The following is a 20,285-nucleotide window of genomic DNA, read 5'->3' on the forward strand; positions in this document are numbered from 1 at the left end:
CAGTTCCGCCGCGGTGTGCACCAGCTCGGTCACGGGGTCCCTCCATCGGCGAGGGCGCCGAGCAGCGCCTCCGCGAACTCCGGTTTCAGCATTCCGTTGGCCAGTGCGCGGTCCGCGGTGGCGCGGGCCATTCCCACGTACGAGGCCACCGTCTCGGGGGCGTGCGCGCGCAGTTCGTCCAGGTGCGCGGTGACGGTGCCGGCGTCGCCGCGGGCGACCGGCCCGGTCAGGGCGGCGTCGCCGGAGCGCAGGGCGTTGTCGAGCGCGGCGCCCAGCAGCGGGCCGAGCATGCGGCCGGGCTCGGCGACGCCCGACGCCTTGAGCAGGTCCATCGACTGGGCCACGAGGGTGACGAGGTGGTTCGCGCCGATGGCCAGTGCCGCGTGGTAGAGCGGGCGGGCGGCCTCCTCGATCCACTCGGGCTCGCCGCCCATCTCGATGACGAGGGCCTCGGCGGCCAGCCGCAGCTCACCGGGGGCCGTCACTCCGAAGGAGCAGCCCGCAAGGCGCTGCACGTCCACCGGGGTGCCGGAGAAGGTCATCACCGGGTGCAGCGCGAGCGGCAGCGCGCCCGCGCGCAGCGCCGGGTCGAGCACGGACGTGCCGTACCGGCCCGAGGTGTGCACCAGCAGCTGGCCCGGCCGCACCGCGCCGGTCTCCGCGAGGCCGTTGACCAGGTCGGGCAGGGCGTCGTCGGGGACGGTCAGCAGTACGAGGTCGGCGCGTTCGAACACCGCGGCCGGTTCCACCAGGGGGACTCCGGGGAGCAGCGCCGCGGCGCGGCGCTTGGACGCCTCGGACACGCCGGACGCCGCCACGGGGCGGTGCCCCGCCATGCGCAGCGCCGCCGCCAAGGCGGGGCCCACTCTTCCGGCCCCCACCACCCCTACGGCCAGTCGCGCCGGCCGCCCCTCCGCCTTGCCCATCTCGTCCACGCGCGCTCCGAGCCTTCCGTTCCAGTCCTCACCGGGGTACCGGACGCCTTCTCGTCAATCCTACGCGAATCCCCTCCGGGGCGGTCAGCCCGTGCGGGGTGCCCCCTGCGAGAGCTTCAGCACACCGCTGGGTCGTTGTCTTGTCTTTCCCACCCTCCCCCTACCTTCGGCGGGGGGACCCCCATGCCGTGCGGGTGTTTTCTTCGTCTGCGGGTGCCGCTTGCGCCTGGTCGGTGCCGGGCCGGGGCACCTCCTCGAAATCCGTCTCACCTGGTCCCGCGCATCCGGTGCCGTTCCTGTCGACGTACTCCCCTTCCCCGGCCACCGCCACCGGACCGTCGGACGCCGACGTACCGGGAGGGGACGGGCCGGGGTGCCCCCGCAGGGGGACGAACAGACAAGGGCTGGACGTCATCGAAATGCGGGCACGTTCGTCGCCCGAGGAGGTGCCCCGGACCGGCACCGACCCAGGCACAAGCGGCACCCGCAGACGAACAACCACCCGCACGGGTGGGCGGGTGGGCGGGAAAGGAGGGCGGGCGGGCACCCCGCGGGGGGCGATAAGGCGTGGCGGGGGGCCGCCCTGGAAGGGAGGATCGGGGGATGGGCGATGACGGCGAAATGCGGGAGAAGGTCGCGGCGGCAGTCGCGAAGTGCGACGGAAGGGTCCTGATGTCCGGCCCCAAGGCAACCCTTGGGGAAAGGCTGGCGCGGCTCGCCGAAGAGGCGGCGACGGCGTACGACGTGACAGAACCGGTGGACATCTACGGCGACGGCGTCGTGGCCGCCCTGGAACGCCGCGTAGCGGAAACCCTCGGCACGCAGGACGCGGCCTTCTTCCCGACGGGCACGATGGCTCAGCAAGTGGCCCTGCGGGCATGGGCGGGCCGCACGGGCAACGCGACGGTGGCGCTGCACCCGATGGCGCACCCGGAGGTGCACGAACGCGGTGCGCTGCACGCGGTGAGCGGCCTGCGCACCGTCCACCCGACGACGGAACCCCGCCTGCCGACCGCGGAAGAGATCCGCGACTTCGAGGAGCCGTTCGGCACCCTGATGCTCGAACTGCCGCTGCGGGACGCCGGTTTCGTGCTGCCGTCGTGGGACGAGCTGACGGCGACGGTGGCCGCCGCCCGCGACCGGGACGCGGTCGTGCACTTCGACGGCGCCCGCCTGTGGGAGTGCACACCCCACTTCGGCCGTCCGCTGCCGGAGATCGCGGCCCTCGCGGACAGCGTGTACGTCAGCTTCTACAAGTCGCTGGACGGCATCTCGGGTGCGGCCCTGGCCGCCTCGGCGGATGTCGTCGCGGAGGCGAAGGCGTGGCGGCACCGGTACGGCGGCATGCTGTTCCAGCAGTTCCCCGCGGCGCTGGCGGCGCTGGCCGGTCTCGACACCGTACTGCCGCGGCTCCCGTCGTTCGTGGCGCACGCCAAGCCGGTCGCGCGGGCGCTGCGCGAGGGCCTGACGGAGGGCGGTGTGCCGTGGCTGCGGGTGCACCCGGAAGAGCCGCAGACCCACCAGTTCCAGCTCTGGCTGCCGTATCCGGCCGACGTCCTGGGCGAGGCGTCACTGCGTCAGGCCGAGGAGACCGGGATCTCCCTCTTCGGCCGCGCCGTCTTCGCGGAGCCGGGCGTGCCCGGCCTGTCCATGACGGAGGTGACGGTCGCGGCCCCGGCGCTCGAATGGACCGAGCAGGACGTCAGGGAGGCGGCGGCGGCCTTCGCGCGCCGCCTCCCCCGGCCGTGAGACCGAGGCCGTCCGCTCAGCCGCCCACCCGCAGCAGCAGCTTTCCCGTGCTCCTGCGCGACTCGACCAGCCGGTGCGCCTCCGCCGCCCGCCCCAGCGGGAATTCGGCGCTCACCGGCAGCTCCACATCGCCGTCGGTGACGGTGCGGAAGGCGGCGTCGGCGATCCGCCGCAGCCGCTGCGGCTCCTGCGCGGCCATGCCGAGAACGGAGAAGCCCGAGACGGACAGCCCCAGCGGATACGTGTCGGCGGGCCCGATCCGCCAGGGCTCCTCCGAACCGGCGTTGCCGAAGGAGACGAGGCGGCCGAAGCGGCCGAGCGTGCCGAGGGTGCGGCGGAAGGTCTCGCCGCCGACCGGGTCGAGGGCGATGTCGACGCCCCGCCCGCCGGTCGCCGCCCGGACGTCGGTGTCGAAGGTCGCGGCCGTGAAGACCTCGTCGTAACCGGACTTGAGCGCGTGGCCGGCCTTGTCGAGGCTGGAGACGACGCCGTAGACGGCCCCCGCGCCGCCCAGCCGGGCGAGCTGTCCCGCGACCGTGCCGACGCCGCCCGCCGCGCCCTGGACGAGCACGGTGTCGCCCTCGCGCAGCCGCCCGACCTCGTGCAGCAGCGCGTACGCGGTGGGCAGCACGCTGGGCAGGGTGGCGCCGGTGCGCAGGTCGAGTCCCGCGGGCAGGGCGAAGACGGTGGCGGCGGGCGCGAGCGCGGTCTCGGCGTAGCCGCCGCCGTCGAGGAAGGCGGCCACCTCCTGGCCGGGCGTGAAGTCGGTGACGTCCGGGCCGACCTCGCGGATCAGGCCCGAGACCTCAAGGCCCGGCCGGAAGGGCAGCGCCTCCACCCGGTAGCCCTCGGCCCTGGCCTTGACGTCGGCGAAGTTGACGCCCGCCCAGGCGACGTCGATGGTGACCTCGCCGGGGCCCGGCGAGGGCCGCGGCACGTCCGCGAGGCGCAGCACCTCGGGACCTCCGTACTGCTCGAAAACGATGGCGCGCATGTCGTACTCCCCCGTGCTGTGATCCCTACCGGTCGGTACGGACCTTCCCTGATCGGCCCGGCGTGAACCCGTGTCCGCGAACCGCCGGTAACCGCTTCAGGGGTGCGCCCGCCTCAGCCGCCGGCCCGCACCAGGCCCGTCTCGTAGGCCAGGACGACGGCCTGGACGCGGTCGCGCAGACCCAGCTTGGCGAGGATGCGGCCGACGTGCGTCTTGACCGTGGCCTCCGACAGGACCAGCTTGCGGGCGATCTCGCCGTTGGACAGGCCCTGGGCCACCAGCAGCAGCACCTCGCGCTCGCGGTCGGTCAGCCTGTCGACCTCCTTGTGCTCCTCGGCCGCCGCGGACGGCAGCATCGGGGTGAAGCGGTCGAGCAGCCGCCGGGTGGTGCTGGGGGCCACCACGGCGTCGCCGCTGTGCACGGCCCGGATCGCGCCGAGCAGTTCGTCCGGCGGCACGTCCTTGAGCATGAAGCCGCTGGCGCCCGCCTTGAGCGCGGCGAAGGCGTACTCGTCCAGGTCGAAGGTGGTCAGGATGAGGACCCGGGGGCCCTCGCCCTCCCGGCGGCCCGCATCGCCGCGGTCGCCGCCGCAGATGTGCCGGGTCGCCTCGACCCCGTCCATCCGCGGCATGCGGACGTCCATCAGCACGACGTCGACCCGCGTGTGCCGCAGCACCTCCAGCGCTTCGGCGCCGTCGCCCGCCTCGGCCACGACCTCCATGTCCGGCTGGGCGGCGAGCACCATCCGGAACCCGGTGCGCAGCAGCACCTGGTCGTCGACGAGCATGACGCGGATCGCCATGTGTCCTGCCTCTCGGTAGTTCTCCGTGGTCACGGCCGCCGGCCCTCGCCGGTCCCAGCCGTGGTGGTCGTCCGGCTAACCGGTTCTCAGCGGCAGCACCGCGCTGATCCGGAAGCCCCCGCCGGGGCGCGGACCGGCGTCCAGCGTGCCGCCGACCATGCCTATCCGCTCCCGCATGCCGATCAGGCCCTGGCCCAGGCCGTCCCGGCCGCCCTGCTGGTACAGCTCGTGCCGGGTGCCCCGCCCGTCGTCCTCGATCAGCAGGTCGAGCGCGGCGTCGCCGAATCCCAGCATGACGCTGGCGCTGGCGCCGTCCCCGCCGTGCTTGCGGACGTTCGTCAGCGCCTCCTGCACGATGCGGTACGCGGTCAGCTCGACGCCGCTGGACAGCGGTCTGGCATCGCCCGCGACCTCGAATCTGACCGGCAGGCCCGCGCCGCGCACCTGGTCGATCAGATCGGCGAGCTGGTCGACGCCGGGCTGCGGTACGTACTCGCCGCCCGCGTCGTCACCCGCGCGCAGCAGCCCGAGCAGCCGCCGCATCTCGGCGAGGGCCTGTCTGCCGGTGGTGGAGATGGTCGCCAGCGCCTGCTTGGCCTGGTCGGGCGCGGCGTCCAGCACATAGGCGGCGCCGTCCGCCTGGACGACCATCACCGAGACGTTGTGCGCCACCACGTCGTGCAGCTCGCGGGCGATACGGGCCCGCTCGGCCGCCACCGCCGCCTTGGACTGCGCCTCGCGCTCGCGGTGCAGCCGGGCCGCCCGCTCCTCCAGCTCCGCGTAGTACGCGCGGCGGGTACGGAGGCGGTCGCCGACCACCCACGACAGGGCGAAGATCACCGTCAGGAAAAAGGTCTGGAGCAGCGTCGTCCAGATCGTCGAGTACTCGTCGTGAGGCGGCCAGCGCAGCATCGACAGCGGCGCCGCCGCGAGGCCCGCCAGCAGCGCCAGCCGGGAGGACCAGCGCTCGCCGTTGGACGCGCACGTGTAGATGATCGCCAGCATCGCCGCATCGCCGGGATTGGTCTGGATGCCCAGCGCCAACTGGCACAGGCCGACCCCGATGGCCAGCAGCAGCATCTTCTCCGGCGCACGGCGGCGCAGCGCCACCACGCTCGCCAGCGCGCCGGACAGCGGCACCGCCAGCAGCCGCTCGGGGAACGTCAGATCCGGGGCTTCCAGCACCCACACAGCGCAGACCACGAGCAGGACGAGGGCCCAGAAGCCGTCGACCCACGTCGGGTGTCTGCGGAAAAAGTCGTAGATGCGCTGCACATAACCCAGCGTAGGCAACGGAACCCGTGCCGGGGTCAGCCGCTGGAGCGATCTCCCCTACTCCCCAAGGTGGACCCTCCGGGCCGCGCCCCCCCACTCACCTCTACGTCCCGCCGCCCGTAACCCGCCTCTACGCGAGAGGGCTCACCCCCGTCCAGAGCGCGGGGACGGCGCGCCGCACTGGCGCAGGGCCTGCTTTTCAGGGGCGCTGGGGGCACCTCCCGGCCGAAGGCCGGGGAAGGAACCGCGCGGCCGGCCACGACGCTCCCGCAGGTCACCACCCGCCCCGGCGGGCAGTTCGGTTGTCTCCGGACCACCGGCCGGTGGGGGCTGGTGGCGCAGTTCCCCGCGCCCCTACGGGGCACAAGCCTTGCGCCAGCACGAGCACAGGGACCGGGCCCCCAGAAGCCGCGCCCTGCGCAGGGGTCAGCCGGCGCGGCGGTGGCCGGTGCGGGAGCGCGAGCGTTTCTCGACGTACATGCGCTGATCGGCCGAGTGGAGGACTTCCTCGGCGGTCATGCCGCACCCGGCCCAGCCGATGCCGAAGCTGGCGCCGACGCGGACGGCGCGCCCGTCGACGCGGATGGGCGGGATGATGGCGTTGCGAAGGCGGACGGAGAGGTCGGCGGCGTCGGCGGGCGCCAGCCCGTCGGCGAGGACGACGAATTCGTCGCCGCCGAGGCGGGCGACGGTGTCGCCGTCGCGGACGGCGCCGGTGAGGCGGCGGGCGACCTCGATGAGGACCGCGTCACCGGTGTGGTGCCCGAAGCGGTCGTTGATGGACTTGAAGCCGTCGAGGTCGCAAAAGAGGACGGCGAGGCCCTTGCCCGCGTTCTCGGGGTCGCTCTCGTCGGGCGCGGTGACGTGGGTGTGCGAGTCGTAGCCGAGGGCGCCGAGGGGCGCGGCGAGCTCCTCGGGCCCGTAGCCGTAACTGAAGGCGAACTCGTCGGGCCCGTCGCCGGGGACGGCGAGGGCGTCGGAGAGGTCGTGGGCGTCGCGGTCCTGGGGCCGCGAACAGAGCCGGGCGGAGAGCCGGGCGCGCAGTTCGGCGCTGTTGGGCAGGCCGGTGAGCGAGTCGTGGCTGGCGCGGTGGGCGAGTTGCAGCTCGCGGCCCTTGCGCTCCTCGATGTCCTCGACGTGGGTGAGCAGGAAACGCGGCCCGTCGGCGGTGTCGGCGACGACCGAATTGCGCAGCGAGGCCCAGACGTAGCTGCCGTCGCGCCGCGCGAGCCGCAGTTCGGCCCGGCCGCCCTCGGCGGAGGTGCGCAGCAGCAGGCCGACGTCCTCGGGGTGGACGAGGTCGGAGAAGGAGTAGCGGCGCATGGTGGAGGCGGAGCGGCCCAGGAGGCGGCACAGGGCGTCGTTGGCGCGCAGCAGCTTGCCGTGCTGGTCGCCGCCCATCTCCGCGATGGCCATGCCGCTGGGCGCGTACTCGAAGGCCTGCCGGAAGCTCTCCTCGCTGGCGCGCAGTGCCTGCTGGTCGCGTTCGAGCCGGACGAGGGCGCGCTGCATGTTGGCGCGCAGCCGGGCGTTGCTGATGGCTATGCCGGCCTGGAACGCGTACATCTGGAGGGCTTCGCAGCCCCAGGGGCCGGGGTGCCTGCCGCTCGTGGGCTTGTCGACGGATATGACGCCGATCAGCTCGCTGCCGACGGTCTGCGAGGAGTACATGGGGGCGTAGAGGCGGTCGCCGGGGTGCCATTCGTCGGCGAAGCGGGGCAGCGGGCCCTCGGTGTGCCACTGGGGCACGTCGTCGTCGATGAGGACCCAGCCCTCGGTGTGCGGGATGAAGCGCAGGGTGCCCCAGCGCTCGCCCATGGTGAGGCGGCGCTCCCAGGAGGTGCGCGAGCCGATGCGTCCGGCCATGAGGGCCTCGGCTGCGGCGCTGCCCGCGAAGGCGGCCACGATGAGATCGCCGTCGGGGCGCACCAGATTGACGGCGGCCAGCTCGTAGTTCAGCCCTTTGACCACGCCTTCCGCGACGGCCTGCAGGGTGTCCGCGAGACTCCGCGCCGTGTTGAGGTCCGCGACGACCTGGTGCAGCTGACGCAGGGTCGCGAGACGGACATACGGCTCCGACTCGGTGTCCATGCCTCTCTCCGCGCCCTCGACAGCAACTCCTGATAATTTCAAATCAACGGATTACACGGGCCACTGAATCACAGCGAGCTGTGCCCCAGGTACACAGGGTCAACAATTCCTCGCTCTTGTGACTCAAGTCACATCATCATGTAAGCGGTTGAACACACAACGTAGAGCTTTGGTCCTAGGACCGGCCACGGCCCGCCTCCGACCGGAGCCCGATGCGCGCGATTCCTACCGCCCCGTAACGTGATGGATGTGCTTGAACCTTCACCCGGACGGCATCCTGGGACCACCATGGGCCTATCCGAGACCGTCGACCTCGACGACTTCCGCGCCGCGATGTCCCGCCTGGCGGCGGGCGTCGTCCTCATCACCGCACACGACTCGGAGGACGAGCCGCGCGGCGAGGACGTCGGCATGACCGCCACCGCCTTCCTCTCCGTCTCGCTCGAACCGCCGCTGGTGATGGTGAGTGTCCGCGAGGGCTCGCGGATGGACGACCTGCTGGAGCGGCAGCCGCGCTGGGCCGCCTCGATCCTCAGCGAGAGCCAGCGGCACATCGCGGGCCGCTTCGCGATGCGCGGCCGGATCAGCGACCGGCTGCTCTTCGAGGACATCTCGTACTACCGCGGCGAACACTCCGGCGCTCCCGTGCTCGGTGGCGCGCTCGCGATACTCGAGTGCGAGACGCAGCAGCGGGTGCCGGCCGGTGACCACACCCTGGTGGTGGGGCGGGTGCTGACGGCCAGGACGCCGAGCGCCGACGGCGGGCCGCTGACGTACTTCCGCGGCCGGTACCGCTACCTGCGCTGAGCCGGGGGCTCCCGCCCGCGCCGAGCCGTGCGCCGTGTACCCGAGTACCCGAGGCGGTCCGCTCAGTCCCAGCCGCCGCCGCTGCGGCCCCGCTTGGTCTGACTGCGCTGCTTCTTCACGCGCAGCCGCCGCTCGTTGATCCCGCGCGGGATCTTCGTGGCGCGGCGCGCCTTGGGCGGCGGCGCCGTGGCCTGCGCCAGCAGCGCGGCGAGGCGGGTGAGCGCCGTCTCCCTGTTGCGCCACTGCGAGCGGTGCTCGGACGCCTTGACCGTCAGTACGCCGCCGGTCAGCCGTCCCGCGAGCCGTTCCAGCGCGCGTTCCTTCCACACCGGCGGCAGCGACTCCGTACGCGCGAGGTCGAAGCGCAACTCGACTTGCGAGTCGGAGGTGTTCACATGCTGACCGCCCGGCCCCGAGGAACGCGAGAAACGCCACAGAAGCTCGGCCTCCGGCACGGAGACCGAACCGCGAATGAGAAGTGGCCCGGACATGTGTCCCATGATCCCGCGTCCGGGGCCCGCGCGTCACGGGGTTTTCGACAGCGGCGCAACAGTTTCGGCGGCGGCGCAACAGCACAGTTGCAGGATTACTGAACCGTACGATCCTGTGACCGCGTTCTGGGGAATGACGGTAGTTTCGTCGGAGTACCTATGACAGACCACAAAAGGGGACTCCTCATGGCTGTAAGCCTGTCCAAGGGCGGCAACGTCTCACTGACCAAAGAGGCGCCCGGCCTGACGGCCGTGACTGTCGGCCTCGGCTGGGACGTGCGGACGACCACCGGCACCGACTTCGACCTCGACGCCAGCGCCATCGCCGTGAAGGTGGACGGCAAGGTCTACTCCGACGGCCACTTCGTCTTCTTCAACAACAAGCAGACCCCGGACCAGACCATCGTCCACACCGGCGACAACCGCACCGGTGAGGGCGACGGCGACGACGAGGCGATCAACGTCAACCTCGCGGGCCTGCCCGCCGACATCGACAAGATCGTCTTCCCCGTCTCGATCTACGACGCCGAGGCCCGCAGCCAGAACTTCGGCCAGGTCCGCAACGCGTACATCCGCATCATCAACCAGGCCGGCGGCGCCGAGATCGCCCGCTACGACCTGAGCGAGGACGCGGCCACCGAGACCGCCATGGTCTTCGGCGAGCTGTACCGCAACGGCGCCGAGTGGAAGTTCCGCGCCGTCGGCCAGGGTTACGCCTCCGGCCTCGTCGGCATCGCGACCGACTTCGGTGTGACCCTCTGACGGACAGGCCCTGAGCCGCCCACCGCACGGCCCTCGCCCCGGAAGCTTCCGGGGACCGGGGGCCGTTCGCGTTTCCGGGCGCACGGTTCTCCCGTGTCCGCCTGTCCGGGTGTACGGGCCTGCTCGCGCGGGTGACACCATCGGTGGGTGATCGACCTCGGATACGCCCTTTCGCGCCGCTTTCCCGACCCGCCGCAGATGGATTACCGGACGGCGGATGTGCGCACCCTGCGGCACGATCTGTTCTGCGGGGATGTGTATGTGGCCGAGGGTGAGCGGGAGTTGTCCACAGGCTGGGGATGGGTGCCGGTGCTGGACTTCGCCTGGGCGTTGTGCGACATCGTGGAGGAACTGGACCGGGACCCGGCGGGCAGCAGGGCGGCGCGGCCGCAATATGCGGAGTTCGACTTCACGGAGTCGGCGGACCGGCTGAGGTTCGTACGGCGTTTCGGCTATGTGGACGTGACGGCCGACTGGGTCGAGGACGAGCCGCCGTTGTCCTTGCACCACGCGGAACTACGGCGGGAAGCGCGGGATTTCCTGCACGACGTGGTGGCCGACCTCACGGATATGCACGAGGGCCTGGACGGAAATCCGGTGATCTGGGATCTGCTGAGCCGTTTCCCGCGGGTGTGAGGCGGGAGTAGGGCGGGCGTGAAGCGGGTGGTGCGAGGCGGTCACGGAGGTCAGGGCGCCGCTTGACCTCAAGCCCACTTGAGGTTGTTGGCTGGGGACCGCACGCGCCGCGCCCGTACCCCGACAGGAGACCCGCCATGCACGCCGTACGGCTGCACGCCTTCGGCCCTCCGGAGAATCTGCGGTACGAGGAGGTGCCGGACCCCGTGCCGGGCGCGGGGCAGGTGCGGATCGCGGTCGAGACGGCCGGGGTGCATCTGGTGGACACCACACTGCGGGCCGGGAAGTACGAGGGCGGCCCGATGCCCGCGCCCGAACTGCCGACGATTCCGGGCCGCGAGGTGGCCGGCACCGTGGACGCGCTCGGGGACGGCACCGACCCGGCGTGGCTCGGCCGCCGCGTCGTCGCGCACCTGGGCATCGTGCCCGGCGGGTACGCGGGGGCAGCGGTCACCGACGCCGCCCGGCTGCACGCGCTCCCCGACGGCCTGGACGCCGCCGCGGCCGTCGCGATGATCGGCACGGGCCGTACGACGGTGGGCATCCTGCGGCTGGCGGAACTGCGGGCGGCCGACACCGTGGTGGTGCTGGCCGCCGCGGGCGGCATCGGGACGCTGGTGGTGCAGTACGCGCGGCAGCTCGGCGCGACCGTCGTCGGGGCGGCGGGCGGGGCGGAGAAGACCGAACGGGTCCGCTCGCTGGGCGCGGGTCTCGCCGTCGACTACGGGCGGCCGGAATGGACGCGGGAGGTGCGGGACTTCCTGGGGGGCGCGGGCGCGACCGTCGTCCTCGACTCCGTGGGCGGCGGCCTCGCGCGCGCCGCGGTCGGCCTGCTGGCGCCCGGCGGCCGGCACCTCGTCTACGGCTGGTCCTCGGGCGAACCGTTGCGTTTCGCCGACAGCGAACTCGCCGAACGCGGCATCACCTCGCGGGTCGTCGTGGGCCCGGCCCTCCAGGAGTTCACCGGCACCCCGGAAGGGATGCGCACGCTGGAGACCGAGGCGTTGGAGGCCGCCGCCGACGGCCGGCTGCGGCCCGCCGTACAGCGTTTCCCGCTCGCGGACGCCGCCGGGGCGCACCGGGCGCTGGAGTCGCGGGCGACGATGGGCAAGGTCGTCCTGATCCCGTAGCCGGGGCCTCGGGCGGGCGACGGCGTACGGCCCGCACACGTGCTCGCCGGGTGCCGTCTTTCCGACTTGGGAACTCCTTTACGCTCCCCGAGAGTTCTCAGATCGCGTACGGACCACGTACCGAACCCCGCCCGAGGAGAGACCCGCTCATGGCCCTGTGGGACCGCTTGAAAGACTCCACCAAGACGATGCAGACCCAGCTCAACGCGAAGAAGAACGACCTGAAGAGCGGGGCCTTCCGCGATGCCAGCATGGCGATGTGCGCGCTCGTGGCCGCCGCCGACGGCTCCGTCGACCCGTCGGAGCGGCAGCGCGTCGCGTCGCTGATCGCGACCAACGACGTATTGCAGAATTTCCCGGCGCCCGACCTCCAGCGCCGTTTCGAGGACTACCTGACCAAGCTCACCGCCGACTTCGCCCTCGGCAAGGTGGCGATCCTCCAGGAGATCGCCAAGGTGCAGAAGAAGCCGACGGAGGCGCGTGCCGTCATCCAGATCGGCATCGTCATCGGCGGCGCCGACGGCGACTTCGACAAGACCGAGCAGGCCGTCGTGCGCGAGGCGTGCTTCGCGGTGGGCCTCAACCCGGCGGAGTTCGACCTCTGACCGGGCCCGCGTGACCGGGGGTTTCCGTCACCGGGGGCTTCCGCGACCGGGGTTCGTGGTCCGGTCGAGATCGTGATCCGGCGCCCCTGCCTCCGGCGGTGCGCGGCCTGGTGACGGCCGCGCCGCCGGGGCGGGTGCGGGCGGCGCGCGGCGCGTCCGTACGTCGAGAGGCGCGTCGGTACGCCGTAGGGCGCGTCGCTACGCCGTCAGGCGCGTTCTTACGCCGTAAGGCACGTCCGCGCTGTGCGGCGCGAGTCGGGCGCGATGTGTCGTCCGCCGAGCGTCCCGTTCCGTGCGGCACATGCCGCGTGCCCATTTTTGGCCATATTGGGCTGTTCGAATGACATGACCCTCTGCGTCACCATATCTTCGTGCTGATACCAGCGGAAACCGGTACAGCACTGCGCGCCACCGGGCGACTCCTGGGAAGCGAGGTGCTGACCGTGCCGGTGGGGGGCTCTGCGTGCCGCGCGGCGGCCGTGGCGGCACGAGCCGTCACACCGGTCGCCGTCGCCGTCTTTGCCGTCGCTGTCCTCGTCGGCTTCGTGGCCGGGGCGGGCCGGGCGTCGGCCGCGACGGAGACCAGCAGCGGCGGGGAAGCCGGGAGCGGCGCGCACGAGCCGGTGACCGTGGCGGTGTGCGTCAACGGCAGGATCGTCAGCCGACTGCTGAATCTGGATGTCTCCTTACGGCTCCCGGTGGGCCGCCTCACCGTGAAGGTCGGTGCACCCTGCGGCCCCCGGCCGCCGTCCGGCGGGGGCACGCCGACACCCACGCCGACGTCGTCCCCGACCCCCACCTCTTCCCCCTCCCCCACGTGCGCCCCCACCGCGGCCCCGACGGCCTCGGGCCCCGTAGCCGTACCGCCGCCCGTGACGCCGCCGCCCACGAATGGCGCGGGCCGCCCGACACCGTCCCCCACGGGCTCCGCGCCCGTTCCTCCCCCGTCCGCCGCGCCGGCCGCCGCCGCGTCCGCCCGGCACCGTACGGCCGCCGCGTCCGATGTACGCCCGGCCGCGCCCTTGTCACCGACGCCGTCGTCGGCCGGGGACGACGACGCGAAGCCGCGCGGCACGGGCGCCGAACCGCCCTTCGACGCGCAGCCGCCGCCGTCGCCCGGCCCCGGCGAGAGCGTGTCGCGCTGGTGGCTGCTGTCGATGCTGGCCGTCCTGCTGCCCGCCGTCCTCGCGGCCCTGCCGCGCTTCGTCGCACGTCGCCGCTGACCTCGGTTCGTCCGGAGCGGTCGCGTCGTCCGGAGCGGTCGCGTCGTCCAGAGGTCACCTCATCCAGAGGTCGCGTCGTCCAGAGCAGCCGCGCACCCGCGCGCATCGCCCTACCTGAGACCTGAGCACCGCCGTACCGAAGCCCCAGGAGTCGTATGTCCATGTACGTCGTCTCGCTGCTGTCCGTCCTCGGCGGTGTCGCCTTCGCCGCCCTGCTGGGCCGCTTCCTCGGCCAGGAACAGCGGCTGGCGAGCGTCGAGTTCAACGGTCAGGCGCTGTCGCTCATCGGCGGTGTCCTGCTCAGTTCCTTTATCCTGCTGACCGGTTTCCAGGTCGCCGGCAGCTGGTCCGCGCTGAGCACCGCGCGGTCCCGTACGTACGACGAGGCCAGGGCGCTGGGTGACACGTACTGGGCGGCGGGCGGTCTCGCGAGCCCCGACCGCGTCAAGGTGCGGGCGCTGCTGCGGGAGTACACCTCCGACGTCAGGACCGTGGAGTTCCCCGAACTCGCCCACGGGCACACCAGCCCCGAGGCGTGGCATGCCCTCGACCAGGTGCGCGCGGCCATCGGCACCTCCGCTCCCGGCCACCAGACGGCGGAGTCCGCCGCCACGACGGCGCTGGCCACCGTCTACGAAACGCGCACCGACCGCGCCGCCGAGGTCAAAGCGGGCATGCCCCGGATCACCTGGCTCGCCATGCTGGTCGCCGGCGGGTTCCTCATCGCCTTCCCCCCGGTCCTCGGCCTCACCGCCACCGCCCGCCATCTCGTCGCCCTCTGCTTCGTCGGCGCCGCCATCGCCTTCGCCATCTGCCTCACCGCCCAGCTCAACCACGCCTTCCAACACCCCTTCGGCGTCCGCGACACCGCCTTCACCTTCGCCGAGTCCCGCTTCCACCAAATGGACGGCTGACGTCCTGCGGACGGCTCCCTGCCGCGAGCGCGCCTCAGCCGTAACGAACGGCAGCCCGTTCCCGCGCGGGTGGACGGCAGGGGCGCTACAGGGGGGCCGGGGGGGTCACCACTGCACGTCCGCCACCAGGGGGCGGTGGTCGGAGAGGGGGGTCAGGGGGGCGGTCGCCGGGGTCAGGGGGGCGGTCGCCGAGGTCAGGGCGGGGCGGACCGAGGAGGGCGGGACGCCGTTCGTCAGGATGTGGTCGAACTGGACGAGGGGGCGGTGGGCGGGGTAGGTGGGGGTGCGGGCGAGGTCGTGCCAGCGCTCGCGGCCGGTGGCGGCGAGGACGGTCCTCGGTACGGCGCCGATCAGGTTGAAGTCGCCCAGGAGCAGGTAGGGGCGGGGCAGGTCGGCGATCCAGCGGCGTACGGCGGCGAGTTGGCGGGCATTCCAGCCGGGCACGAAGGACAGGTGCAGGGCGACGGCCGTGAACGGTCCGCCGTTGCCCTCCAGTACGGCGGCCAGCACGGCCCGCGGCTGGTCCCGTACCCATACGAGCCCCGGCCGTCCGGCCACCCGCAGCGGCAGTGCGAAGGGCGCGGGCGCGAGCCGCCGGGCCCGCCAGTGCCGTACCGGCAGCCGGGTGAGCAGGGCGACCCCGTGCGCGGGCGCCTCGCCGTACACCTCCACCCCGCCATCCGCATCCGTACGTGCACCCGCACCCGTATCCGTATCCGTATCCGTATCCGGCGGACCGTAGACCCGGAGGTCCGGCGCTTTCGGGTCCAGGACCCATCCCTCGCCCGGGACGGACCGGCCGTGGACGGCGGAGGCGAAGCGCCAGTGCGCGGCGCCCATCGCGTCGGCGGCGACCCGCGCCTGGTCGATCCGCCCGGACCGTTCCTGGGCGCGGTCGACCTCCTGGAGTGCCACGACGTCGGCGTCCAGCCCCGCCACGGCCGCGCCCAACGGTTCCCCCGCCGCCTCCCCCACCCCGAACGCCACCGGCCGCCCCCCGGTCATCGCCTGCCCATGCAGCACGTTAAACGTCACAAAGCGCACACTCCGACGATAGCCACACCCCCTGACCAGCAGCGCCCGACGGGGCGGGCCGTACCCGCGAGTCGGGCGCCGCGAACCGCCCGGTGCGGACCGAGCCGTCGGTGAACCCCCTACGGGCCGCCCCCCGGACACCGGTGTGCGGACCCCCGCGAGGTCACCGACCCGCCGGAAGCCAACAGCCCGCCCGCCCAAGGTCGTTGGGCCCGGCCCGGCCTGGCCGCCCGGTGGGCAGCGTTCCGGCCACCGCGGCCGGCCTCGGTCCCCCGCCTCCGGGCGGGCAGCCCAGAGAGCGCTCTCACCACATCTTGACGGCAGTGCATGTACACGGGTTCAATCAACTTCGCTCAGTTGTCTACACCACCGGACGCCCCGCCTCCGCGCCGCGACCGGTTCACCGCCGCGCCCATTGCACCCCCCACTGCATCCGCCGCACTCGTCACACCCCGCCGTACCACCGCATCCGCCGCGGTATCCGCGGCACCGCTCCCCCTCCGCGCGTTCCCTGGCAACTCTTCCCGTCCGCCGATTGACGGACCGTCAGGAGCTCTCCGTGACCCACCGCTCATCCCCCCACAGCAGATCCCCGCGGTCGGCCTCGCGCGCCCGCGCCCTCTCCGGGCCCGCCGCATTCCGCGCCTTCCGCGCATGGCGTCAACTCGCCCTCGCCACAGCGCTCGGCGCGCTCGCCGTGTTCGCCGTCGGCACCCCGTCCGCGGACGCGGTCACCGTGCCGGGCGCGCCGTCCGGCTGGACCACCGTGTTCAGCGACGACTTCGCCGGCGCGGCGGGCAGCGCGCCGAACGGGTCGAAGTGGACGTACGACACCGGCCCCGGTTCGAACTTCGGGACCGGCGAGATCGAGACGATGACCAACTCGACCAGCAACGTCCACCTGGACGGCAACGGTCACCTCAACATCACCGCGCTCGGCAGCGGCAACAACTGGACGTCGGGCCGCATCCACACGCCCACCGCGGTCGCGGGCGCCCCGGCGGGCGGCAAGTTGCAGGTCACGGCGTCGATCCAGCAGCCCAGCCCGGCCAACGGCCTCGGCTACTGGCCCGCGTTCTGGATGCTCGGCCCCGGCCAGTGGCCCGAGAACGGCGAGATCGACATCATGGAGGACGTCAACGCCCTGTCCCAGGTGGCGGGCACGATCCACTGCGGCACGTACCCCGGCGGCGTCTGCAACGAGGGCAACGGCATCGGCAGCGGCCTGCGCGCGTGTTCCGGCTGCCAGAGCGGCTTCCACACGTACTCGATGATCCTCGACCGGACGAACACGTCCAACGAGTCGATCACCTTCTACCTCGACGGCGCCTCGTACTTCAGCGTCAGCGAGGGCCAGGTCGGCGCGGCCACCTGGCAGGCGGCGTACGACCACAACCTGAACATCATCTTCGACCTCGCGATGGGCGGCGGTTTCCCCAACGGCGTCTGCGGCTGCACCTCGCCGAGTTCGGCGACGACGTCCGGCGGGACGATGAGCGTCGGATACGTGGCCGCGTACACGACGACCGGCGGCGGTACGACCCCGCCGCCGTCCGGCGGCAAGGCCATCACCGGCTACGGCGGCCTGTGCCTGGACGATCGTGCGTCAAGTACCGCCAACTACAACCCCGTTCAGGTCTACACGTGCAACGGCACGGCCGCGCAGCAGTGGACCGTCGTCGAGGCGGGCAGCACCCTGCACGTCCTGGGCAAGTGCCTCGACGTCAACGGCGGCGGCACGGCCAACGGGACGCTGGTCGATCTCTACGACTGCAACAACACCGGCTCGCAGGTGTGGATACCGCAGTCCAACGGGTCGTTGTACAACCCGCAGTCCAACAGGTGCCTGGACGACACCGGTTGGTCGACCACCGCGGGCACCCAGGTGGAGATCTGGGACTGCACGGGCGGGGCCAACCAGGTCTGGCACCTGCCGTCCTGACGGCATTTCAGCTCTCGACGACCTGAGGCCCCGACGGCCTACGGCACTCCCGGCCCCAGGTCCTGACGTTCTTCCAGGCAGTCCCCCCACGCGAGCCGCCGCCCCGACGCACCGACGGCGGCGGCCCGCCTGCCACCTCCAAGGAGGAGTACGTGGTCTCCAGACGATCCTTCGTCACCGCGGTCGGCGCGGGCGCCGCCGCCGCGAGTTCCCCGCTGTGGGCGCGCGGCCTGACGTCGCGTGCCGCGGCGGCCGGTCCGTCACTGCCCATCTCGCTGAAGAACAACTCGGGCAACGGCACGGTCTACGCCTACATCAGCGGCTCCGACAGCTCCGGCTGGCCCGGCTTCGTCACCTCGTCCGGGCACTTCCAGCGGCTGCCCAGCCCCTCGTCCGTACTGACCCCGATCGCCGACTTCTCCCTCCAGTTGGGCGCCTCGGGCTCGGCCGCCACCACCTTCACGCTCCAGGACTACGTGATCGGCGGCCGGGTCTGGTTCTCGGTCGGCAAGAAGATCCAGTTCTACGTCAACCCACCCGGCGGCAACGGCGGCGTACCCGGTCTCGTACAGCCCGGTTTCACCAGCAGCGACCCCAACTGGCTGACCAACTGGACCTTCTGCGAGTTCACGTACAACAGCGCCAACCTGTACGCGAACATCAGCTACGTCGACATGGTGGCGCTGCCCGTCTCCATGGCGACGACCGGCAGCGGCGGTTCGCAGTCGGTCAGCCCGCTGCCCTCGGGCGCGCTGGCCTCCATCGCCTCCGGGCTCCAGGCGCAGCACGCCGCCGACGGGGCACCGTGGGACAAGCTGGTCGCCACCGACTCCTCGGGCGCCGCGCTGCGCATCCTGGCGCCCTCGCACGCACCGACCGACTTCGGCGGGTACTGGAACAACTACCTGAACAGCGTGTGGAGTTACTACCAGTCGCACACGCTGACCATCAACGGGCAGGGCGGCATCGGCTCGTACTCGGGCACCGTCTCCGGCAACACCCTGGTCTTCTCGGGTCTGAACACCAACGGCGTGCCGTTCACCAAGCCCAGCGCCGTCGACATCTTCGGCTGCGCCAGCGGCCCGCTCTACAACTCCGGCGGCGACGCCCGCGGCGCGGTCGCCGCCCGGCTGGCTGCCGCCCTCAACCGCAGTTCGCTGCTGGTCGGCGGCGGCAACAACCAGCCCGACGGCGTCGCGCCCTCCGCGTACTACACGGACGCGACGACCAACCACTACGCGCGGCTCGTCCACAAGTACGCCAACGTCGGATACGCCTTCCCGTACGACGACGTCGGTCCCACCGGCGCCGCTCCCGTCGACGGTCACATCCAGGACGGCGCGCCGACCTCCTGGACGGTCTCGCTCGGCCCCGGCGCGGGCTCCGGCACCACACCGCCACCCGGCGGTGGCGGGACCGGCGCCTACTCGACCGTCCAGGCGGAGTCCTACAGCGCCCAGAGCGGCACCCAGACCGAGGCGTGCACCGACTCGGGCGGCGGCCAGGACGTCGGCTACATCTCCAACGGCGACTGGCTCAAGTACGCGGCCCTCGACTTCGGTTCCTCCTCGCCCCTCCAGTTCATCGCCCGGCTCGCCTCCGGCGCCGACCCCGGCGTCAGCGGCGCCCTCCAGGTCCGCCTCGGCAGCACCACCGGGACCAAGATCGCCGAGATCGACTTCGGCAACAACGGCGGCTGGCAGAACTGGCAGACCGTCCCCGCCAACGTCACCGCCTCCGTCACCGGCACCCACGACGTCTATCTCGTCTTCTCCTCCGGCTCCTCCGCCGACTTCCTCAACATCAACTGGTTCACGTTCACCCACTGATCCCTGTCCGTCCCCTCAGCCGCCGCTGGGGCCGGGCCGCGCGATGTGCGGCCCGGCCCCAGCGGGTGGGGAACGTCAGATCAGGACGTACTTGTAGTAGACGCTCGCGTAGCGGGAGGAGCTGGTCATGGAGGGGCGGGAGGCGAAGCCGAAGCACAGGCGCGGGTTGTCGTTGACGGTCCGGTAGACCATCATCCCCTCGGGCTCGCGGTAGAAGAGGGTCTTGCCTGCCGCGGTGAAGGAGCGCTGGACGACCTTGCCGGTGTTCATGTCGGTGGCCGTGACGTAGGAGTTGATGTCGGCCGGGTCCTCGTGCCCTGTGCCGTCCAGCGTGTAGAGGTAGTTGTCGAGGAACGTGTAGCCCTGGAAGGTCACGGAGCCGTTGCCGAGGGTGGGTTGGGCGAAGTGCGCCAGCGGGCTGGAGAACTTGCCCGCGGCGGCGTCGGCGAGCGAGAACAGGCTGTAGTGCATGCCGCCGCTCTCGCTGCGGCGGACCAACAGCCGTTTGTTGACCGGGTCGGTGGCGCAGGAGATGGTCTTGCTGCCGGTGAGGAACTTCTTCACCGACGACGGGGTGCCGCCGTTGACGAATTTGAAGCGGGCGAGCGCCGTGCCGCGACCGGCGTCACTGTGCTGGTCGGAGTCGCACTCCATCCAGATGTAGGACGCGGTGCCGACCGGCTCCACCCCGATCGACACCCCGTGCCCCGCGTTGCTGACGTGCATGTGGCCGGTCAGCCCGCCGCTGATGCTCAACTGGTTGACGCACAGGTCGTCGCCGTCGCTGCCGTTCTGGATCTGCGCGATGTACAGGCGCCGGTTGACGTTGTCGTAGGCCATGCCCTGCATCGCGTGGTGCGTCTCGTGCAGCGAGACCCCGCGGAACCGCTCGTACGACGGTTGCGACAGGTCGAACCGTTGGGAGGCCGGGACGTCGGCCGACGCCGGTGACTCGCCCAGCGCGACGCCCGCGCCGACTCCGAGCAGGCCGGTACCGGCCACTTTTAACGCCGTGCGGCGCGAGAGGGATCGCGACAGTGATTTCGACATTGCGCCACCCTGGC

At 72.1% G+C, this 20,285-nt stretch carries 18 protein-coding genes; 10 read left to right on the top strand and 8 right to left on the bottom strand.

From position 1 onward, the window contains the following. Nucleotides 1-29: 29 nt before the first annotated feature. Nucleotides 30-926 carry a DUF2520 domain-containing protein gene (locus ACFZBB_RS28595; protein ID WP_391128521.1) on the bottom strand — a complete coding sequence of 299 codons (897 nt, stop codon included), beginning with the start codon at nucleotides 924-926 and terminating at the stop codon, nucleotides 30-32. 612 nt (nucleotides 927-1,538) lie between these two features. Between ACFZBB_RS28595 and ACFZBB_RS28600 the strand changes: the two genes are divergently transcribed. Further along, nucleotides 1,539-2,684, top strand: coding sequence for a beta-eliminating lyase-related protein (locus ACFZBB_RS28600; protein ID WP_391128156.1), 1,146 nt, complete (start codon nucleotides 1,539-1,541; stop codon nucleotides 2,682-2,684). Between the two features lie 16 nt (nucleotides 2,685-2,700). Here the strand turns inward: ACFZBB_RS28600 and ACFZBB_RS28605 are convergent, their stop codons facing one another. The 4 genes from ACFZBB_RS28605 to cdgB all read right to left on the bottom strand — a co-directional run bounded on the left by ACFZBB_RS28605 (nucleotide 2,701) and on the right by cdgB (nucleotide 7,847). Next, nucleotides 2,701-3,678: a zinc-binding dehydrogenase gene (locus ACFZBB_RS28605; protein ID WP_391128159.1), complete on the bottom strand. Its 978-nt coding sequence runs from the start codon at nucleotides 3,676-3,678 to the stop codon at nucleotides 2,701-2,703. Between the two features lie 113 nt (nucleotides 3,679-3,791). Further along, nucleotides 3,792-4,481, bottom strand: coding sequence for a response regulator (locus ACFZBB_RS28610; RefSeq protein ID WP_391128162.1), 690 nt, complete (start codon nucleotides 4,479-4,481; stop codon nucleotides 3,792-3,794). A 75-nt stretch (nucleotides 4,482-4,556) separates the two neighbouring features. Then, nucleotides 4,557-5,756, bottom strand: a complete 1,200-nt coding sequence (locus tag ACFZBB_RS28615) for a histidine kinase (RefSeq protein WP_391128166.1) — start codon at nucleotides 5,754-5,756, stop codon at nucleotides 4,557-4,559. 426 nt (nucleotides 5,757-6,182) lie between these two features. Beyond that, nucleotides 6,183-7,847: a diguanylate cyclase CdgB gene (gene cdgB / locus ACFZBB_RS28620; protein WP_391128169.1), complete on the bottom strand. Its 1,665-nt coding sequence runs from the start codon at nucleotides 7,845-7,847 to the stop codon at nucleotides 6,183-6,185. Between the two features lie 288 nt (nucleotides 7,848-8,135). Between cdgB and ACFZBB_RS28625 the strand changes: the two genes are divergently transcribed. Next, a complete protein-coding gene (locus tag ACFZBB_RS28625) occupies nucleotides 8,136-8,654 on the top strand; it encodes a flavin reductase (RefSeq protein ID WP_391128172.1) in 519 nt (172 codons plus the stop codon). Nucleotides 8,655-8,716: 62 nt separating this feature from the next. Here ACFZBB_RS28625 and arfB read toward each other — a convergent pair whose 3' ends face one another. Beyond that, complete coding sequence (gene arfB, locus ACFZBB_RS28630; RefSeq protein WP_355342223.1) at nucleotides 8,717-9,154, bottom strand: alternative ribosome rescue aminoacyl-tRNA hydrolase ArfB; 438 nt, start codon at nucleotides 9,152-9,154, stop codon at nucleotides 8,717-8,719. A gap of 177 nt (nucleotides 9,155-9,331) precedes the next feature. On the opposite strand from arfB, the gene ACFZBB_RS28635 reads away from it, so the two are divergent. The 6 genes from ACFZBB_RS28635 (at nucleotide 9,332) to ACFZBB_RS28660 (ending at nucleotide 14,415) form a co-directional block, all read left to right on the top strand. After that, nucleotides 9,332-9,907, top strand: a complete 576-nt coding sequence (locus ACFZBB_RS28635) for a TerD family protein (protein ID WP_391128174.1) — start codon at nucleotides 9,332-9,334, stop codon at nucleotides 9,905-9,907. 147 nt (nucleotides 9,908-10,054) lie between these two features. Then, a complete protein-coding gene (locus tag ACFZBB_RS28640) occupies nucleotides 10,055-10,543 on the top strand; it encodes a hypothetical protein (RefSeq protein WP_391049648.1) in 489 nt (162 codons plus the stop codon). Between the two features lie 137 nt (nucleotides 10,544-10,680). Beyond that, the gene (locus ACFZBB_RS28645; protein WP_391128177.1) at nucleotides 10,681-11,673 is read left to right on the top strand and encodes a zinc-binding dehydrogenase; all 993 of its coding nucleotides are present in this window, start codon (nucleotides 10,681-10,683) and stop codon (nucleotides 11,671-11,673) included. A 149-nt stretch (nucleotides 11,674-11,822) separates the two neighbouring features. Continuing rightward, on the top strand, nucleotides 11,823-12,278 hold the full coding sequence (locus ACFZBB_RS28650) for a TerB family tellurite resistance protein (RefSeq protein ID WP_391128180.1): 456 nt from the start codon (nucleotides 11,823-11,825) through the stop codon (nucleotides 12,276-12,278). A 371-nt stretch (nucleotides 12,279-12,649) separates the two neighbouring features. Then, nucleotides 12,650-13,501 carry a hypothetical protein gene (locus ACFZBB_RS28655; RefSeq protein WP_391128183.1) on the top strand — a complete coding sequence of 284 codons (852 nt, stop codon included), beginning with the start codon at nucleotides 12,650-12,652 and terminating at the stop codon, nucleotides 13,499-13,501. Between the two features lie 155 nt (nucleotides 13,502-13,656). Next, the gene (locus ACFZBB_RS28660; protein WP_391128186.1) at nucleotides 13,657-14,415 is read left to right on the top strand and encodes a hypothetical protein; all 759 of its coding nucleotides are present in this window, start codon (nucleotides 13,657-13,659) and stop codon (nucleotides 14,413-14,415) included. Nucleotides 14,416-14,520: 105 nt separating this feature from the next. On the opposite strand, the gene ACFZBB_RS28665 is transcribed toward ACFZBB_RS28660, so the two are convergent. Continuing rightward, nucleotides 14,521-15,450: an endonuclease/exonuclease/phosphatase family protein gene (locus ACFZBB_RS28665; protein ID WP_391128189.1), complete on the bottom strand. Its 930-nt coding sequence runs from the start codon at nucleotides 15,448-15,450 to the stop codon at nucleotides 14,521-14,523. A gap of 559 nt (nucleotides 15,451-16,009) precedes the next feature. Between ACFZBB_RS28665 and ACFZBB_RS28670 the strand changes: the two genes are divergently transcribed. Together ACFZBB_RS28670 and ACFZBB_RS28675 are read left to right on the top strand one after the other, a co-directional pair. Further along, a complete protein-coding gene (locus ACFZBB_RS28670) occupies nucleotides 16,010-17,392 on the top strand; it encodes a ricin-type beta-trefoil lectin domain protein (protein WP_391128192.1) in 1,383 nt (460 codons plus the stop codon). A 152-nt stretch (nucleotides 17,393-17,544) separates the two neighbouring features. Beyond that, nucleotides 17,545-19,221, top strand: a complete 1,677-nt coding sequence (locus ACFZBB_RS28675) for a beta-1,3-glucanase family protein (protein WP_391128196.1) — start codon at nucleotides 17,545-17,547, stop codon at nucleotides 19,219-19,221. A gap of 75 nt (nucleotides 19,222-19,296) precedes the next feature. Here ACFZBB_RS28675 and ACFZBB_RS28680 read toward each other — a convergent pair whose 3' ends face one another. Then, nucleotides 19,297-20,223, bottom strand: coding sequence for a teichoic acid biosynthesis protein C (locus ACFZBB_RS28680; RefSeq protein WP_391128199.1), 927 nt, complete (start codon nucleotides 20,221-20,223; stop codon nucleotides 19,297-19,299). Nucleotides 20,224-20,285: the final 62 nt, after the last annotated feature.

This window comes from Streptomyces sp. NPDC008139 (genome assembly GCF_042957025.1).
Taxonomy (GTDB): Bacteria; Actinomycetota; Actinomycetes; order Streptomycetales; family Streptomycetaceae; genus Actinacidiphila.